At 56.5% G+C, this 14,664-nt stretch carries 15 protein-coding genes and 2 pseudogenes; 8 read left to right on the top strand and 9 right to left on the bottom strand.

Annotation, left to right across the window (positions count from 1 at the left end):
* Positions 1 to 46: 46 nt before the first annotated feature.
* The 5 genes and pseudogenes from I6F16_RS35740 to I6F16_RS35720 form a co-directional block, all read right to left on the bottom strand.
* Entirely contained in the window at positions 47 to 925 is an 879-nt protein-coding gene (locus I6F16_RS35740) for a hypothetical protein (protein WP_225174541.1), read from the bottom strand.
* Between the two features lie 23 nt (positions 926 to 948).
* Complete coding sequence (locus I6F16_RS35735; RefSeq protein WP_225174540.1) at positions 949 to 1,149, bottom strand: hypothetical protein; 201 nt, start codon at positions 1,147 to 1,149, stop codon at positions 949 to 951.
* 35 nt (positions 1,150 to 1,184) lie between these two features.
* Positions 1,185 to 1,388, bottom strand: a pseudogene (locus tag I6F16_RS35730) (integrase core domain-containing protein); the annotation flags it as partial.
* A gap of 103 nt (positions 1,389 to 1,491) precedes the next feature.
* On the bottom strand, positions 1,492 to 2,145 hold the full coding sequence (locus I6F16_RS35725) for a hypothetical protein (protein WP_225174539.1): 654 nt from the start codon (positions 2,143 to 2,145) through the stop codon (positions 1,492 to 1,494).
* Positions 2,146 to 2,349: 204 nt separating this feature from the next.
* Positions 2,350 to 2,829, bottom strand: a complete 480-nt coding sequence (locus tag I6F16_RS35720) for a DUF4365 domain-containing protein (RefSeq protein ID WP_225174538.1) — start codon at positions 2,827 to 2,829, stop codon at positions 2,350 to 2,352.
* 201 nt (positions 2,830 to 3,030) lie between these two features.
* On the opposite strand from I6F16_RS35720, the gene I6F16_RS35715 reads away from it, so the two are divergent.
* Together I6F16_RS35715 and I6F16_RS35710 are read left to right on the top strand one after the other, a co-directional pair.
* Positions 3,031 to 3,477: an MbcA/ParS/Xre antitoxin family protein gene (locus I6F16_RS35715; protein ID WP_225174537.1), complete on the top strand. Its 447-nt coding sequence runs from the start codon at positions 3,031 to 3,033 to the stop codon at positions 3,475 to 3,477.
* Complete coding sequence (locus tag I6F16_RS35710; protein WP_225174536.1) at positions 3,474 to 4,178, top strand: RES family NAD+ phosphorylase; 705 nt, start codon at positions 3,474 to 3,476, stop codon at positions 4,176 to 4,178. Before I6F16_RS35715 ends, I6F16_RS35710 begins: the two co-directional genes overlap by 4 nt.
* 110 nt (positions 4,179 to 4,288) lie before the next feature.
* Here the strand turns inward: I6F16_RS35710 and I6F16_RS35705 are convergent, their stop codons facing one another.
* The 4 genes from I6F16_RS35705 to I6F16_RS35690 form a co-directional block, all read right to left on the bottom strand.
* Positions 4,289 to 4,810, bottom strand: a complete 522-nt coding sequence (locus tag I6F16_RS35705) for a hypothetical protein (protein ID WP_225174535.1) — start codon at positions 4,808 to 4,810, stop codon at positions 4,289 to 4,291.
* Between the two features lie 24 nt (positions 4,811 to 4,834).
* On the bottom strand, positions 4,835 to 5,413 hold the full coding sequence (locus I6F16_RS35700) for an aminodeoxychorismate/anthranilate synthase component II (RefSeq protein ID WP_225125846.1): 579 nt from the start codon (positions 5,411 to 5,413) through the stop codon (positions 4,835 to 4,837).
* Positions 5,410 to 6,801, bottom strand: a complete 1,392-nt coding sequence (pabB, locus tag I6F16_RS35695; protein WP_225174534.1) for an aminodeoxychorismate synthase component I — start codon at positions 6,799 to 6,801, stop codon at positions 5,410 to 5,412. Before pabB ends, I6F16_RS35700 begins: the two co-directional genes overlap by 4 nt.
* Positions 6,802 to 7,348: 547 nt before the next feature.
* The gene (locus tag I6F16_RS35690; protein WP_036015810.1) at positions 7,349 to 7,633 is read right to left on the bottom strand and encodes a Dabb family protein; all 285 of its coding nucleotides are present in this window, start codon (positions 7,631 to 7,633) and stop codon (positions 7,349 to 7,351) included.
* A gap of 305 nt (positions 7,634 to 7,938) precedes the next feature.
* Between I6F16_RS35690 and bioB the strand changes: the two genes are divergently transcribed.
* The 6 genes and pseudogenes from bioB to I6F16_RS35660 form a co-directional block, all read left to right on the top strand.
* On the top strand, positions 7,939 to 8,976 hold the full coding sequence (bioB, locus tag I6F16_RS35685; protein WP_225174533.1) for a biotin synthase BioB: 1,038 nt from the start codon (positions 7,939 to 7,941) through the stop codon (positions 8,974 to 8,976).
* Position 8,977: 1 nt separating this feature from the next.
* The gene (gene panD / locus I6F16_RS35680) at positions 8,978 to 9,331 is read left to right on the top strand and encodes an aspartate 1-decarboxylase (protein WP_036015812.1); all 354 of its coding nucleotides are present in this window, start codon (positions 8,978 to 8,980) and stop codon (positions 9,329 to 9,331) included.
* Positions 9,332 to 9,405: 74 nt separating this feature from the next.
* Complete coding sequence (locus I6F16_RS35675) at positions 9,406 to 10,560, top strand: 8-amino-7-oxononanoate synthase (RefSeq protein WP_036015814.1); 1,155 nt, start codon at positions 9,406 to 9,408, stop codon at positions 10,558 to 10,560.
* Positions 10,557 to 11,186, top strand: coding sequence for a dethiobiotin synthase (gene bioD / locus I6F16_RS35670; protein ID WP_036015817.1), 630 nt, complete (start codon positions 10,557 to 10,559; stop codon positions 11,184 to 11,186). The genes I6F16_RS35675 and bioD overlap by 4 nt, the downstream gene beginning before the upstream one ends.
* Position 11,187: 1 nt before the next feature.
* Positions 11,188 to 12,450 (top strand): adenosylmethionine--8-amino-7-oxononanoate transaminase, encoded by a 1,263-nt coding sequence (locus I6F16_RS35665; RefSeq protein WP_225174532.1) that lies wholly within the window; start codon positions 11,188 to 11,190, stop codon positions 12,448 to 12,450.
* Between the two features lie 1,554 nt (positions 12,451 to 14,004).
* Positions 14,005 to 14,535: pseudogene (locus tag I6F16_RS35660) on the top strand (3-methyl-2-oxobutanoate hydroxymethyltransferase); the annotation flags it as partial.
* Positions 14,536 to 14,664 lie beyond the last annotated feature (129 nt).

Genomic DNA, 14,664 nt, shown 5'->3' with positions numbered 1-14,664 from the left:
CGTCATTATCACTGCTCCGGCATGGATCGAAAATACTAAGCTTGCCCTAGTCCCAGGCGTATTTTCGGAAGTCAGGCGAGATGGGCGTCCCGAAATCAATGTGTTTCAAAATTCGCCCGACCTCGCGCGCCGCCATGATGGGCGCTGGCAGCTTCAGGTCAAATTGCGTGGTATTCCAATTAACCTTGGTCAGCGCCAAGATCTCTTCGGCGAGCTTTGAAATCGCCGTATCGCAATTTTCATGGCGCACTAGCAGCAGGGGGCGCGGCACACGAAGGCCTGGGAAAGTCCCGTAATACGGCACGGATCCCCGCGTATACAGAAGCCCTTTGCCGCGCAAATCAATGAACGTTCCACGTAGTACCGGGTAGTTTCCATCGCGAAAGACGGCAATGGGCGAGCTTTCTTGCACCCAAACCAGATCGCTCAGGTCGATACCCGCCCGCCGCAAAGCGGCATCGATGCCTTTTGCTTCCTCAGGTCTAAACCTTGAGGTTTTGAGGATGACGAGGCGCGCCGGGACGTGACGGTGATGGGTTTTATAAGTCGCGATTGATTGTATTACGAGGTCGTCGGCATCCTGCTCGGTCAGATAGGGATGGCGGCCTTTGGTTTCGGTTTGCGCCCGCGCACCACGCAGAATCAGACCGCGCCCCCGCTCGTCGAACATTTGCGCGGTGCTGGTCCAAAGTTGCTGCCCATCGACGTCTCTATAGAAGCCGATGCCGAGGTAGCTCGTGCGCAGGCCATCCGCTTGCGGCAGCAAGCGCCAAGGTACCTTCCCAGCCTTATAGAACAACGCATTCAGCAGATTCCACGCGCGCGTTGCTTTCAGCTGTACCTGACGGTTGCTTTCGCGCTTCACCTTGCGTGGGATTTTAGCGGCATCATCCCATGTGTCAGGCCAGACGATTTGCGTCGGCACGTCGAGATGGAGCGTTTTGGCCTTCAGAAGATCGCGGAAATCGAGCAGGATATCGCTACGTCTTCCTCCTGATCTTCCTCCTTTGGCTCCGCATCTTCGCTCGTGGCATTGACGAGCTTCTCAATCAGCGGAATAGGGAGTGCAAGCACGATGACATCAGGCTTGACGCTACTTTCGTTCAACGCGGAGAGTTGCTGTGAGACCATCTCGACCGCATGCCGCACAGCTTCATCGTGCCTGCTGACCTTGCCCCCAGATTTTATCCAGTTCTGAGTTCGCTCAAGCCATTGGATTTGCCCAGTTGGGCGGTGGTAGCGACGGGAGCTGGCGCGGAGCCATCGGCATAGCGCAGCGCCAGATCCCGGCGCGGGTGGCAGGTGAAGGCGAACTCGGAGGGTGTCTTCCATCCGAGCTGTGAGTGCGGTCGTGTGTAGTTATAATCGGCGCGCCAGCATCCGAGCGCGGCTGAAGCGGCCCGAACTCACGCAAACCTTGGCGCGGATCGCAATGCTGCCCTCCGTCGCCAAACTCCAATACCGGCTCATCGAAAACGCGTGCTTTGAAGGTCATGCTGCCAACCCCTCATCAAAGAGATCGGCGGGCTTCATCTCATCCGCGCGGGGATCAGTTCGCTCCCATGTGTCTTCAGGCACAGCCTTTTCAAGTTCGATAAGCGGCAGATGTTCAAATCCCACCAGGACATCGCTGGCATTGGTTTTTTCGAACAAATCGTTTTTCTGTTTGCAGCTCTCGGCCAGCAAGCTTTGCCACATAATGACTTGGCCACGAACAGCTGCATTGCGCTCCAGACGCTTCTTGCCTGCAAGCAGTGCGCCGGGAAACGGATGCGGGACGAAGCCGTTCCGCGTGAAATAAAACGTCGGGTCAATGACGACAAACCACTCATCGCCAAGCCGTTCAAATCGGAACGACGCGGCGTGGTGACGAACATATCCCGGTTTGTCGGGATATTTCTTGTTCGGGTAATAGCTGACCACGCGAGCCGATGTGTCTTTTACGGCCGAGGCATACTTGTAGGTGCGCGACTTATTCTCGCCGAGTGCATGAAAGTGAAACAAGCGCTCATCTTTGAGGAAGCTGAGTTGGTCGCGGGTTTGCCGCGACAACGTCCTGCGCAACAGATCAATCGTGCAATTCATATCATCGAGATCGTCATTCAACGTGAACAGCTTCGTGTCAACGGCTTCAACTTGATCCAAATCGACGATCGCCCGCGTTCCGAATTCGCGGATCGAAAAACGACACGAAACGTCGCTTTTGAATAACCCAGTCGAACCTTGGATTGCGCTGCTTCAAAAGGTCTGGGATGGCATCTCCACGAAAACCAAATGGCGATGTGGAGATGAAAATCTCATCCGGAAGGCGCACGCGCATCATGTTGACGATAGCGCTCTCGCCAAAGTTCAGCGGCGGGATGTGGACGCCCGGTGTGCGCCGGTCGATAGTAATTGCTGCCAATCTATCCGCACAGCTTGGATCGAAAACATCGTCGGCCTTGTCGAACTTAAGGCGCCGTTCATCCCCGCGCAGGCGCTGGACACGTCCTGCCAGTAAGCCGAGCCGTCCGATTGTCGCCATAGAACGATGATGACCGGGATGTTGTATTTGCGCCAATAGCCGAGGTCTTTGGATTTAAGCGTGTACTCGAAACTCTTGTCGCTTTCGCGAATGTATTTTCCTTCGGCTGTGGCTTTGACCTGGACGCCAAGCAGCTTCCCAAGCGCAGCGCCGGACTTTGGATCCCGGAGTTCGATCAGTCCGTCCACCCCAGCTTCAAGACGCCCGCGCTGCTCATAAATGAAGCCCGTCTCAAGGACGATCTTCTTTACTGCGGTCTCGCCCAGCTCGCCGAGGAGCTGATTGTCGCTGACGGTTTTGGTCATAGCTTGAGGCATAGGCGGTTTTTGGTAATTTGCGAGCTTAATGTTCTTGTTCTGTTCTCGCAGAGCTGGCAGATTACGTCGTTGCCGGACTTCGGTTCTCACATCTCATTTCTATTTGTGTCGATATATCAATATGTTATGGAAAACTTGAAAAAAGACGGCTCTGTGTCTATACTTAGATGTGGAGGATAGATATAGACAATGACACCCGAAGCATCCACAGAAATCCGGCTACCTACGGATGGAATCCTTGCTCCAGACGCCTTGCGCGATTCGAAGATGCGCGAGCGCCTGTCGGCCCCGGCAGTGTCGCTGTTCCTCAAGCTGACGGATTTGTGGCATCTCTCCGTTGATGACCGCCGTGCGCTCGCTGGCGATATCTCAAGGCCGACCTATCACAACTGGCGCAACGGCAAGATCGGTACATTGACGCGCGATCAGTTGGAGCGCGTTTCGCTGGTGCTCGGAATCCAAAAGGGATTGAGGACGCTCTTTTCCGACGAGGCAAGCGCGACCCGTTGGTTCACCAGTCCGAACCATGACCTTCCGTTTGGCGGTCTCTCCCCCCTGCAGCGCGCGCTCCGGGGCAGCATCGACGATCTCTACGCGGTTCGCCGCTATCTGGATGCCTGGCGCGGGATGAAATGAGTGAATCCCGCGCGAGCATCCGTGCACATACGCATCGCCTTATTGCCAGCCGCTATCCAACGGTCGGCATCTTTGACGACTTGAATTTAAGCCAGGAAGAACTGACCGTTGCGTTCCTGCTCGAGTCTGTCACGAACGATCGACTGACGTCCCATTCGGGACGCTTGCAATTGTTGCCTCCTTCAGAAATCGTGCAAGGACCGACCGCCAATATGGTGATGGCCGCCTTTCTGCACGCGGATGAGACTGGCGGCCGCTTCACCGACGGCCGTCTCGGTGCGTGGTATGCGGCGCTTGAAATTGAAACAGCGATTACCGAGACTGTGCACCACAATACGCGTCGGCTTCGCCTCTCAGAAGGTGCCTTTCCTTCAAACATTCAAATGCGGCAGTTGATCGCCGGGATCGATTGCTCGCTGATTGACATTCGCGGACAGCAAGAAACACGGCCCGAGCTGTACGCTGCAAACGACTATTCAAAGTCTCGCGCCTTTGGACTTGCATTGCGCTGGCCGTCTTCCGATGACGGTGGGAACGGCATTGTCTTCGATAGTGTCCGACGAAAGGGCGGCAACAATGTTTGCGTGTTTCGTCCATCCTTAATCTTGCTGCCCGTCATGCAGGGCGATCATTATCAGTATAGTTGGGGCGGCGAGGGCAGCGTGACGGTCTCGAAGCTCGCGAATATCGACCATAGGTGAGTGAAAAGCGCGTTTAAGGTGCCTTTGGCTGCGGAGCCTTTGCGTATTTCAAATTGGTCAAAGCGACCATTGTTTCCGCGAGACCGGAGTGAATGCTGGAAGGCAATAAATCATAATGGAAAATCATAATGGATTACACGTTCCAGTTCGATCGCCAGCAATTTGGGAGCTTCGATAGCGGCCTTACCGCAACTGATCAGCAGAACATCGTCGTCCCACTTGTCCGAATTGTATTGCTCACCTGGCTCTTTGACTTTTTGCCATTGTTCGACACTGGGAATGTTTCTTACCCGCTCGACTATATTATTGAAATGGAGCAGTGGCGCGAATGACGTCTTCCTTCGTGCTTCTAGATCGGGTGTTTCGCCATATAGGATAGCTCGGATCGTCTCATTGGTTTCAGTAAGATCTGGGAATGCCATCGCCATAGCGGCGCGATTGCGCGACACTGTTGTGTCGACCTCATTTGCGGCCAAATGAAGCGGATGACTCCTGGAAGATAAATGAACAATCAAGCCGTTTCGTATGGACTCCAGCAATTCATTTCGTCGCTTCTCGATGTCCTTTTTGATTACTTGATCGAAATCGAATGGGACAAACCCTCCTTGGGAGATGTTCAGCTGTCTGCTCACGTCGATTGGGCCTACATGCTCGGTTCAACGAGTGGCTGCGAGCCGCAAGAAATTGCTGAGCAGCAGAGACCCGCATTCGGTGAGTATCGATTCCGGATGAAACTGCACGCCGTAAGTTGGTTGATAGCGATGTGCGAGAGCCATGATCTCGCCTTCCTCGGACCGCGCTGTCACCATCAGGTGCGGTGCGGAGGTCGAGTCAAGCTTGATCACAAGCGAATGATAACGACCGACGGAAAGTGCGGAGGGCAATCCCTCGAATAACGGCCCCCCTTCATGCATTATGCGAGAGGATCGCCCATGCATGGGGCGTAGCGCTCGCCTCACTCGTCCGCCGAAAACGCTTCCAATACATTGATGCCCGAGGCAAATTCCGAGAATCGGGGTGCGGCCGGAAAGCTCGCGGATAACGGCCATAGATATTCCCGCCTCGGTTGGAGTGCAGGGACCAGGAGAGATAACGATCGCGCGGGGATTAAGCTTGATCACGTCGGCGACGCTGATCGCATCGTTCCTGACAACCTCGGTTGACGCGCCTAGCCTCTGGAAATACCGGCCGATGTTGAAGACAAAAGAGTCGTAGTTATCGATAATGAGGATCACAGCGGACCAGGTCCTTTACTACCAAAAGCTTCAAAGATTCGCTGTGCTTTCGCAAGCGTCTCAGCATACTCGGCTTGCGGATCCGACATCGCGGTTATCCCGCCTCCCGTATGAAACATGGCTTGATCGCCATCAATAGTTACGGTGCGAATCGCGATGTTGGTATCCATATGCCCGTTAAAACCAATGAAGCCGATTGCCCCGCAATAGACCTGTCGAGCCACTCGCTCAATTTCCGTGATGATCTCCATGGATCTCACCTTTGGCGCCCCCGTGATCGAGCCCCCTGGAAAGCAAGCTCGCAGCAGCGTGACGGCGTCTTGGCTCTCTGAAAGTTCACCTGTGACGATCGAGACGAGGTGGTGCACCGAGGCGTGGGATTCGAGGTTGCACAGCCCTGCAACTTCGATCGAGTGCGGCGTGCAAACCCGCGACAGATCGTTGCGCAGAAGATCGACAATCATGCAGTTTTCGGCGCGGTCCTTCTCGGACGCGACGAGGACCTGTGCGCGGTGCTGGTCCTCCGCGGAATCATTGCTGCGCGCTATCGTGCCCTTGATAGGGCGTGTTTCGACGTTTCGCGCGTCGAGTTTGAGGAAACGTTCCGGTGAGCTTGAGGCAATGGTGAGCGCGCCATAGCGCAACAAGGCCGCAAACGGCGCCGGATTGAGGGACCGTAGCCGGCAGTAAAAGCTAATCGGCTCGAATGAGGTCGGCATCCTCCCAGTGAAACGCTGCGCGATGTTCGCTTGAAAGACGTCTCCTGCCAAAATGAGGCGGATGACGCGCTGTATGGCCGCGATGTAGTCGTCAAGGCTGAAGTTGGACTGCCATGCGCCTAATGTGCCAGGGAGTTCCTGTAAAGCTGGCGTCGGCATGTCGAGCAAGGCGGCGAACTGATCGGCGCGACGGCGTGCGCGTTCAAGTCGAGGCGCAGGCTCCTGAGCCGGCCATCCGGTAGAAACGATCCAGCACTTGTGATCCCGATGGTCAAAGCTGATGACCACGTCATAGAAATGTAGGACACATTCGGGCAAAGCGCGATCGGCAATCGCAGGTGGCGGCAATCGCTCAAGTGTCCTGTTTAGGTCGTAGCCCAAATAGCCGGCTGCACCTCCCTGAAAGGGAGGCAGATCTGTTCGGTTCTGTTGCGGATATCTAGCGAGTAGACTGCGGAGAGCTTCCCACGGATTGCCCCCAAGAGCGACGCCGTTGCAACTGGCTTGCCCATTGTTGACCATATAGCTACCGAATGGATCACAGGTAACATATGAGTAGCGTCCCAACTCGCTCCTGGCGGCGCTATCCAAGAAAGTCAGGTTCGGTTGATTTCCTAGACGCCGCATAGCAACGGCCGGTTCGATCCATGGAAGTTCGCGGACATGCATTTGAGAACCAGTTGCTCTGCTCTGTGAGAGGTGTTCCGTTCCATCTGGCCACGCGCTTTTTGCCGGTTGCTGTGTGGGCAGGCGGTCCTCTAAGGAGCCGCCCGCATCTGAAGAAAAGCGCGATCAATCTGATATTCGAGCTCGATTGCGTTCACTGAGCGTCCTTGGAAAGCGAAGTCCGTGCCGAATTCTCCCGGTGAAGCTGCCTTCACTTTCTCGGTGAAACCGGGGTCTGACCATCACGGATTGTCTGTGCGCTGCGACTCACGGGCTCGGTCTTGCTCTCGGCGCTGGCACAGGCCAGCTGTTTGTGGGCCTAAAGAGCTTAGAGGAGGAAAATCAGCCGAGACGAACTCGCCATGCATAATTTGGAGGTTGTTCTTGTTTTGTCGCAGAACTTCCTCAGGAGGCCCCTCGTCAGAGTAACGAACTGGCTAAATTTCGAACTTGCCCCTTCGCCCGACGACCGAGAAGCGACTGTTTGAGCGCCATTGTGTGACGCCCGCAGTGTGCTTTGGCCCAGCTGTCTTTCAGGAGCCCGTATCCATTAGACACTATAGTCCGCCGCGAACCGTAGCTCCCGAAGAGGTCGCACACGCCTGATTGATTCCTGGTATAAAGGATGCCGCTTGTAAGCTGCGAGTTCGGCGTCGCTGTCGAATTCACCGTAAACGACGACATCGATATCGTTCCCGAGTGCATCGCTCTTGCGATTGCGGGCAATCTCCAGCCGACGTGGATGTGGGATTTTCGTGAGGATCGATAGACCTTCGATTATGCCCTCAATCTGAGCTTGGTCCTTGGCGGTGAACAACACGATGTGACGAATCATGGATGGTCGGCGATCTCGGGAAGTGTAGCTGGATTTACTATCTCGAACGTGAGCTCGCTGCAATGGCGGCGCCGGCCGCGCAGCCCCCCGGTTGGTGCGTGAGCCTTTGCTGACGAACGGCCGCAACATGATCTCGCTCAGCGTAGAAATCGATATTGCGTAGGGCTCTTTCGCAGGAATCATGCAATTTGGATGCATTTCCGCCGTCTTTGAGCGAGAGTACGCCCTTATATCTTTGCCCTCGAAAAAGCGCGAGCTTCACGTGAGTTTCAGAAGGTTCCTACCAAGCTGACAATGATGAATGCATGAATCCTGCCGCAGAAGCCAGGCACTACAATCGCGATAGCAAAGGGCTTGTCCGCTTTGATTGGACGGTCGTCGAGGCTGAAGCTCTGTATGGGCTGCCGTTTGCAGACCTGATATTCCAGGCGCAGAACGTTCATCGCGAAAGCTTCGATCCAAATCACGTCGAGACCGCTAGCCTACTTAGCATCAAGACAGGGGGCTGTCCGGAGGATTGCGGCTATTGCTCCCAGAGCGCGCACTTCGCTACAGATCTGAAGGCCACCCGCCTGATGGGTGCTGGCGATGTACTGGCCGCAGCAAAACGCGCCAAGAATGCAGGTGCAACTCGCTTCTGCCTGGCTGCGGCTTGGCGTAGTCCAAAAGAGCGCGATCTTGATCAGGTGTGCGACATGGTCAGGGCCGTGAAAGGACTTGGCATGGAGAGCTGCGTCACGCTCGGTATGCTGACCGCGAGCCAGGCGGCAAAGCTCTCTGAAGCTGGGCTCGACTTCTACAACCATAACGTCGATACCTCGCCTGAATTTTACGGCAGCATCATCAGAACCCGTACACTAGCAGATCGCATCGATACCCTAGCCCACGTCCGCGGCGCCGGGATCAAGATCTGCTGTGGAGGCATCATTGGGATGGGCGAGCGCATCGAGGATCGTCTCGGCATGCTCGTGCTGCTTGCAAATCTCCCAAGCCATCCGGAAAGCGTGCCGATCAACCTATGGAATGAGGTCAAGGGCGTGCCGGTCAATGAAACCGCCCAGCGTCCTGATCCCATCGCCGTGGCGCGCCTGGTCGCGACTGCTCGAATCATGATGCCGAAGAGCGTGGTCCGGTTGTCGGCCGGACGGCAGTATATGACGGACGAACTGCAAGCTCTGTGCTTTTTGGCTGGCGCGAACTCAATCTTCATCGGTGATACGCTGCTGACGACAGAAAACCCTAAGTTGGATCGCGATGCGCACTTGCTCGCTCGGCTCGGCATCACGTCTGAGCTTGCCGACCGAAGCAGCGCAGAGCATCGAGGCGCTGACTGGCGAGTGTGAAGTGCACATCACCCTCATGAAGGGCAAAATCCATCGCGCTTCCGTGACCGAAGCCGATCTTCACTATGAAGGATCAATCTCGATTGATCGTGCGTTGCTGGACGCGGCGGGGGTCCTGATCTATGAGCGCGTCGAGATCTATAATATGGATACCGGAGCGCGCTTTGCAACCTATGTCATCGAGGCACCGCGTGGGTCCGGTATCATTGGTTTAAATGGTGCTGCGGCACGATTCGCGATGCCAGGAGACAAAATCACTGTCATTGCTTATGCATCCTTCGACGAAGCCGAAGCAAAGGTGTTCCAACCGCGTGTCGTGCTCGTTGACCGCAACAATGGCATCCTCACCCGTTAAGACCTGAGTGGCATGTTCAAGCTCGTCGTCGGCGGCTAAAGCCAAAGCGCCGGCAGCATGGGGTAGAGTGCGCAATGAGCTCGTCGCGAATGGATAAATTCGGACCCTACGTCAAGGCCTTGCGCGCCCTGCAAGATGACAACCGCTTGCGCGGTCTCAATTCGCGTGCCGGAATTGATTTTTCATCTAACGATTATCTGGCGCTTGCGAGTGCATCGCATATGAAAAAGGCCGTCTTGGCCGCCATCGAACGTGGCACCCCGCTGGGTTCTGGCGGTTCGCGACTTCTGCGCGGCAATTGTCAAGAGCATGAATGCCTCGAGGCGGAAGCCGCTCACTTCTTTGGCGCAGAGACGGCGCTGTTTTTTGCGAGCGGTTACGTCGCAAATTTTGCGGTCCTGACGACACTGCCGCAGCGCGGCGATCTGCTCGTCCTCGACTCTCTGGTTCACGCCAGTATTCATGAAGGCGCGCGAGCTGGCAGGGCTGAGTTTCGCATAGCTGGCCATAACGACCTCGGAGCCATCGAAACTGCGATCCGCGACTGGCGTGCGGATGGGGGAATGGGACGGGTCTGGATCGTCGCGGAAAGCCTTTATAGTATGGACGGCGATTTCGCACCCCTCGATGATCTGGTCGCGCTCGCCGATCGCCACGACGCGTTCCTGGTCGTTGACGAGGCTCATGCTACCGGCGTTTACGGGGAGCAGGGCAGAGGGCTCACCAGCCATTACGGTCGCCGTGAGAATCTCCTGGTTGTACATACCTGCAGCAAAGCGTTGGGAGTGGCGGGAGCGCTTGTCACTGCTTCCGGTGTGCTACGCGACTTTATGGTCAATCGTTGTCGTCCGTTCATCTTCGCGACCGCGCCATCACCTCTAATTGCCGTTGCCGTCACCGAGGCGCTGTTCATCTTGCAGCGGGAACCCGAGCGTCAGCGGCGCCTCACAAGGCTGGTTGCGTTCACGCATCGGAAGATGGAAGCCCGTGGGGTGCGATGTCCTTCCAGCTCGCAGATCCTCCCATACATGGTCGGTGACAATGCTCATACGATGCGGCTCGCCGCTGCGATGCAGGATCGCGGCTTCGATATTCGCGGAATTCGGCCGCCCACAGTGCCGGCGGGGACAGCGCGCTTGCGAATTTCCCTGACGCTGAACGTCAACGAGGATGATGTGGTCTCCATGGTCGACGCGCTCGCTGAGGAGACGAAGGGGAAGGCTCGATGAGTTTGCGGATCGTCGTGACCGGAACGGATACCGGCATTGGGAAGACTGTGTTCGCCGCAGGCTTGGCCGATCTTCTCGGCGCGAGTTATTGGAAGCCGATACAAGCCGGGCTCGACGGAGAAACCGATACCGAAACGGTCACCAGGTTGGCTCGTCTCTCAACCGATCGAGTCGTGCCGGAGCTCTACCGGCTTCGAACGCCCGCATCGCCCCACCAGTCTGCGGAAATGGACGGGGTTCGCATCGACGCAGCTTCCATAAATCCGCCAGACACGGAAGGGCGGCCTCTTGTCATCGAGGGCGCCGGCGGGCTTATGGTCCCGCTAAGTGGGGATACACTCTACATCGACGTGTTTGAGAGGTGGCAGCTTCCGGTCGTGGTTTGCGCCAGCACAAAACTCGGTACAATCAATCACTCGCTGCTGTCGATCGAGGCTCTTCGAAAGCGGCAGATCACGATTCTGGGTATTGCGTTCATCGGCGAACGCAACCCGGAAACTCAGACTGCCATTCGTGAGATTGGCCGTGTGCGCTGGTTGGGACGACTGCCTCTGCTTTCGCCTCTCACGCCAGAGGCGCTTCAGACGGCATTCAAGTCTTCATTCCGAGCTGACGATTTCAGTTGAAATGCCGACCCCGAGCTCGCCAGTTTGGCATCCGTTTACGCAGCACGCGCTTCAAGGCGAGATGACAAGGATCGTGCGCGGTGAGGGGGCTTACCTTCACGTCGCCGACGGTCGACACATCATGGACGCAATCTCGTCCTGGTGGGTCGTGACCCACGGCCATTGTCACCCACATATCGTCAGCGCCATCCAGGACCAGGCGGGCAAGCTCAATCAGATTATCTTTGCTGGTTACACGCATGAGCCAGCCGAGGAGCTTGCAGTGCAACTCTTGCAGCTCACGCCGCCTGCTCTTGAGTACGTCTTCTTCTCAGATAGTGGCTCGACGAGTGTCGAAGTCGCACTGAAAATGGCGCTCGGCTATTGGAAAAATATCGGCAAACAGCGGACTCGCATTGTGGTGATGCAACACTCCTACCATGGCGACACGGTCGGAGCGATGTCGGTCGGAGCCCGTGGCGTGTTCAATGCGGCCTATGAGCCTCTGCTATTCGACGTCACACCAATCCCGTTCCCGGCAACAGGTCGCGAGCAGGACACGCTCAGTGCGTTATATTCAGTGTGTCGGGAGCAGATGCCGGCGGCCTTCATCGTGGAGCCTCTGATTTTGGGGGCGGGCGGAATGCTGATGTACCCCGCCTGGGTGCTGCGGGAGATGAAGCGGATCTGCGAAGACTGGGGCGTTCTCTTCATTGCAGATGAGGTCATGACGGGCTGGGGGCGAACCGGAACGCTGTTTGCGTGCGAGCAGGCCGACGTCACTCCGGATATCGCCTGTTATTCGAAAGGGCTCACTGGTGGATCGCTTCCGCTCGCAGTGACACTCTGTCGCGCTGATATTTTCGAGGCGCACTATTCGAAAGATCGCAATTTGACGTTCTTCCATTCGAGTTCATATACGGCGAACCCGCTTGCCTGCGCCGCCGCAAAGGCCAATCTGGATCTTTGGCAGAGCTCCGATGCGCGCACGCGCGTGTCAACCCTCGCATCCATGCAAGAGCACGCAATTCAGCCGTTTCGGGCTGATCCGCGCTTTGCAAACGTTCGTCGGACCGGCACCATCACTGCGCTTGATCTGAAAACAAATGACGCCGGCTATCTCGCCGGCATCGGTCCGAAACTTCAGGCCTTCTTCAAGGACCGAAATCTTCTGCTGCGTCCGCTCGGGAATACGATCTACGTGATGCCACCTTATTGCGTTACAGCCGCAGATATTGATCAGATTTATACCGCGATCAGAGAAGCTGCCGATCTGTTCGCTTGATGCACGGCGAGCAAGAATCGCGAAAGATCCGGAATGACCTCTTGCGGTGAAGACCCTCAAACAGAGCTGAAATATTGCAGGATTTACGCGGCCAAATGCCGTTCATTGCATTATTCAGGATCAAAGTAGCAGTTATAGGTTGGGAAGTTTGGGGCAACTGCTTTCAGGGGCCGCGCCAAGAAGGCGCGCGTCAGGGTCATTCTGCTGCGGCGGCTGCTTCTTGCATGCCCGAAGGTCGGAATTGGCGACGCCGCACGTGGTGTGCGGGCGCTGAGACGTGGAAGTGGAGAATGCATGGGACTGATCTAAGTGGCGCCGATAGGAGGCAACATGCGCAATAACTCTCACGATTTCCATCGTGGTTCAGGAAGGTGCTGCGCTATTTGTGGCGGGAAGTTCGGGCTGATCCGCTACTACAGCTGGCGAATGGCGCTTTGCTCCAAAAGGTGCGTCGACCGCTTCAAGTCGCGGCGGGAGGCCGACCAAAAATGGTTGCGCTGGTTGCGAGCAGCTTGACAGGTGCCGCTGAGTGACCTCCCGGCGACAGTGCCTTAGCCGGGCGATGTTTTGGCGGGACATCGCCCCGACAGGCCATCGAGTCGAGCGAGGCGTTTTCAGGAGTGGTGTGGAAAATTAAGTGACACGGACCTCGGCAACAATCATTGATTTCAATGCTTACAGGCTGAACGGCTAAGCTGTCATCCGGCCGACCTTGCGCGACCGCCTCCAATGATGCGCTCACATCGTACTATTTCTTTTGGCTTTCTCTCGCATGGACCCCGTTCGCCCTGATGGGTCTGTCCGCAGAACGGGACCCTTCCTGACCGATCGACAGGAATCGGTGTGATGCTGGGAGAAGCAGCTTCCGACTCATTCTTCGGCATTTGCCGCAGATAGGCTGAGAGATTGAGCGGCTATTATGGTATTGGCCACGAACTTCTTGCGAACTCTAGCCCGCCCACGCTCGCCGGCACTCGCATCGATCAGCCTTGCCGAGGTGGGCGGGCAAGGAGGCCCCCAGGAACTACTGCTGAAGCGGCAGAATCCGGTTCTTCGAAATTGGTCTGCCCGCATTGCGCAGTCTATCGGATGGCGATTATCGACCGCCTCGCCGGCGTGCATGCGACACCCGGGAACGGAGCGGCGGCCCCGGTGAGCTCCATGCGGATGGAATAGATCGTGGGTAGAGCTATGGCTTGAGCGGGGGATGCCATGTCTGATCGATTTTCGATTTACAAAGTCTCGCTTGAACGTTGCGGTCGAAGGTGGTCGTGGTCCATCTCCGCGACGAATGGCCCGTTGGTCGTGGCGGGAACGCAACGCAGCCGAGCCGCGGCGCGCTATGAAGCCAACAAAGCACTCTTCCTGTTGTTGCAAAGTGCGCCGTATCGACGGCGGCTTCCGTGTGGTTCGAGCAAATAAATCTGTATCGTCGCGCTTTGGATCGTGCCTTGATCGATGCTTCCGAGGCGGAGGTGAAGCCGCTCTCCCCTTCTATTAACGAAGCTCTTTCCGTGTCCCGTCCAACGATCAGTGTCGTAGGATCTTCCGCGCATGAGCCACACTTCAGAGTCGCCTTTGCAAGGCTTCACCATTCCAGTCCTGCAGCAATGGAAAACGGAGTGACGTCCCATCGCGATGACGACAGCTTACGATGCGGTCACGGCGCGCATCGCCGACACAGCGGTCGAAATCATTCTCGTCGGTGATAGTGTCGGCAATGTCTGCGTGGGCGTCGACGATACGCTTCCCGTCAGCATGGAAATGATGAATCATCACCTGGAAGCAGCCTCGCGCACAAGGCCTCGTGCCTTGGTTGTGGCCGACATGCCGTTTCTCAGCTTTCATCTCAGTCTCGATGAGACAATACGCAATGTGGGAGGTTTCCTGCAGCGGGGTGCCGGCGCCGTGAAACGCGAGGGCGGGGCCAAGCGTCTGGGGATCATGCGCGTTTTGGTGGATTGCGACATCCCGGTGATGAGGCATCTTGGTTTTACCCCTCAGAGCGTCAATGTCATGGGCGGCTTCAAGGTGCAGCGAAAGACAAGAGCCGAAGCATTACGTCTGCTCGATGATGCTCACCGTTCGTAAGCGCTGTTCAGCGGCCACCTTCCGGATGACGGGGTGATCTGCGAGTCTGCGGTTTGTTCGGACCGTTAGGCTTAGAATGGACACTGTGCATAGTGCTATCACGGAGCCGGTGCGACGGCTTGA

Origin of the sequence: Bradyrhizobium sp. IC4060 (genome assembly GCF_020193715.1) — a bacterium.
Taxonomy (GTDB): Bacteria; Pseudomonadota; Alphaproteobacteria; order Rhizobiales; family Xanthobacteraceae; genus Bradyrhizobium; species Bradyrhizobium yuanmingense.
This window is presented reverse-complemented; position numbering and strand designations above follow the sequence as displayed.

Excerpts from the sequence above, each read along its gene's own strand:
- I6F16_RS35720 (WP_225174538.1), bottom strand. The coding sequence starts at position 2,829 with ATGACCAAAACCGTCAGCGACAATCAGCTCCTCGGCGAGCTGGGCGAG.
- I6F16_RS35715 (WP_225174537.1), top strand. The coding sequence starts at position 3,031 with ATGACACCCGAAGCATCCACAGAAATCCGGCTACCTACGGATGGAATC.
- I6F16_RS35665 (WP_225174532.1), top strand. The coding sequence starts at position 11,188 with ATGCCGACCCCGAGCTCGCCAGTTTGGCATCCGTTTACGCAGCACGCG.
- I6F16_RS35710 (WP_225174536.1), top strand. The coding sequence starts at position 3,474 with ATGAGTGAATCCCGCGCGAGCATCCGTGCACATACGCATCGCCTTATT.
- pabB (WP_225174534.1), bottom strand. The coding sequence starts at position 6,801 with ATGCATGTCCGCGAACTTCCATGGATCGAACCGGCCGTTGCTATGCGG.
- I6F16_RS35675 (WP_036015814.1), top strand. The coding sequence starts at position 9,406 with ATGAGCTCGTCGCGAATGGATAAATTCGGACCCTACGTCAAGGCCTTG.
- bioD (WP_036015817.1), top strand. The coding sequence starts at position 10,557 with ATGAGTTTGCGGATCGTCGTGACCGGAACGGATACCGGCATTGGGAAG.
- I6F16_RS35690 (WP_036015810.1), bottom strand. The coding sequence starts at position 7,633 with ATGATTCGTCACATCGTGTTGTTCACCGCCAAGGACCAAGCTCAGATT.
- bioB (WP_225174533.1), top strand. The coding sequence starts at position 7,939 with ATGAATCCTGCCGCAGAAGCCAGGCACTACAATCGCGATAGCAAAGGG.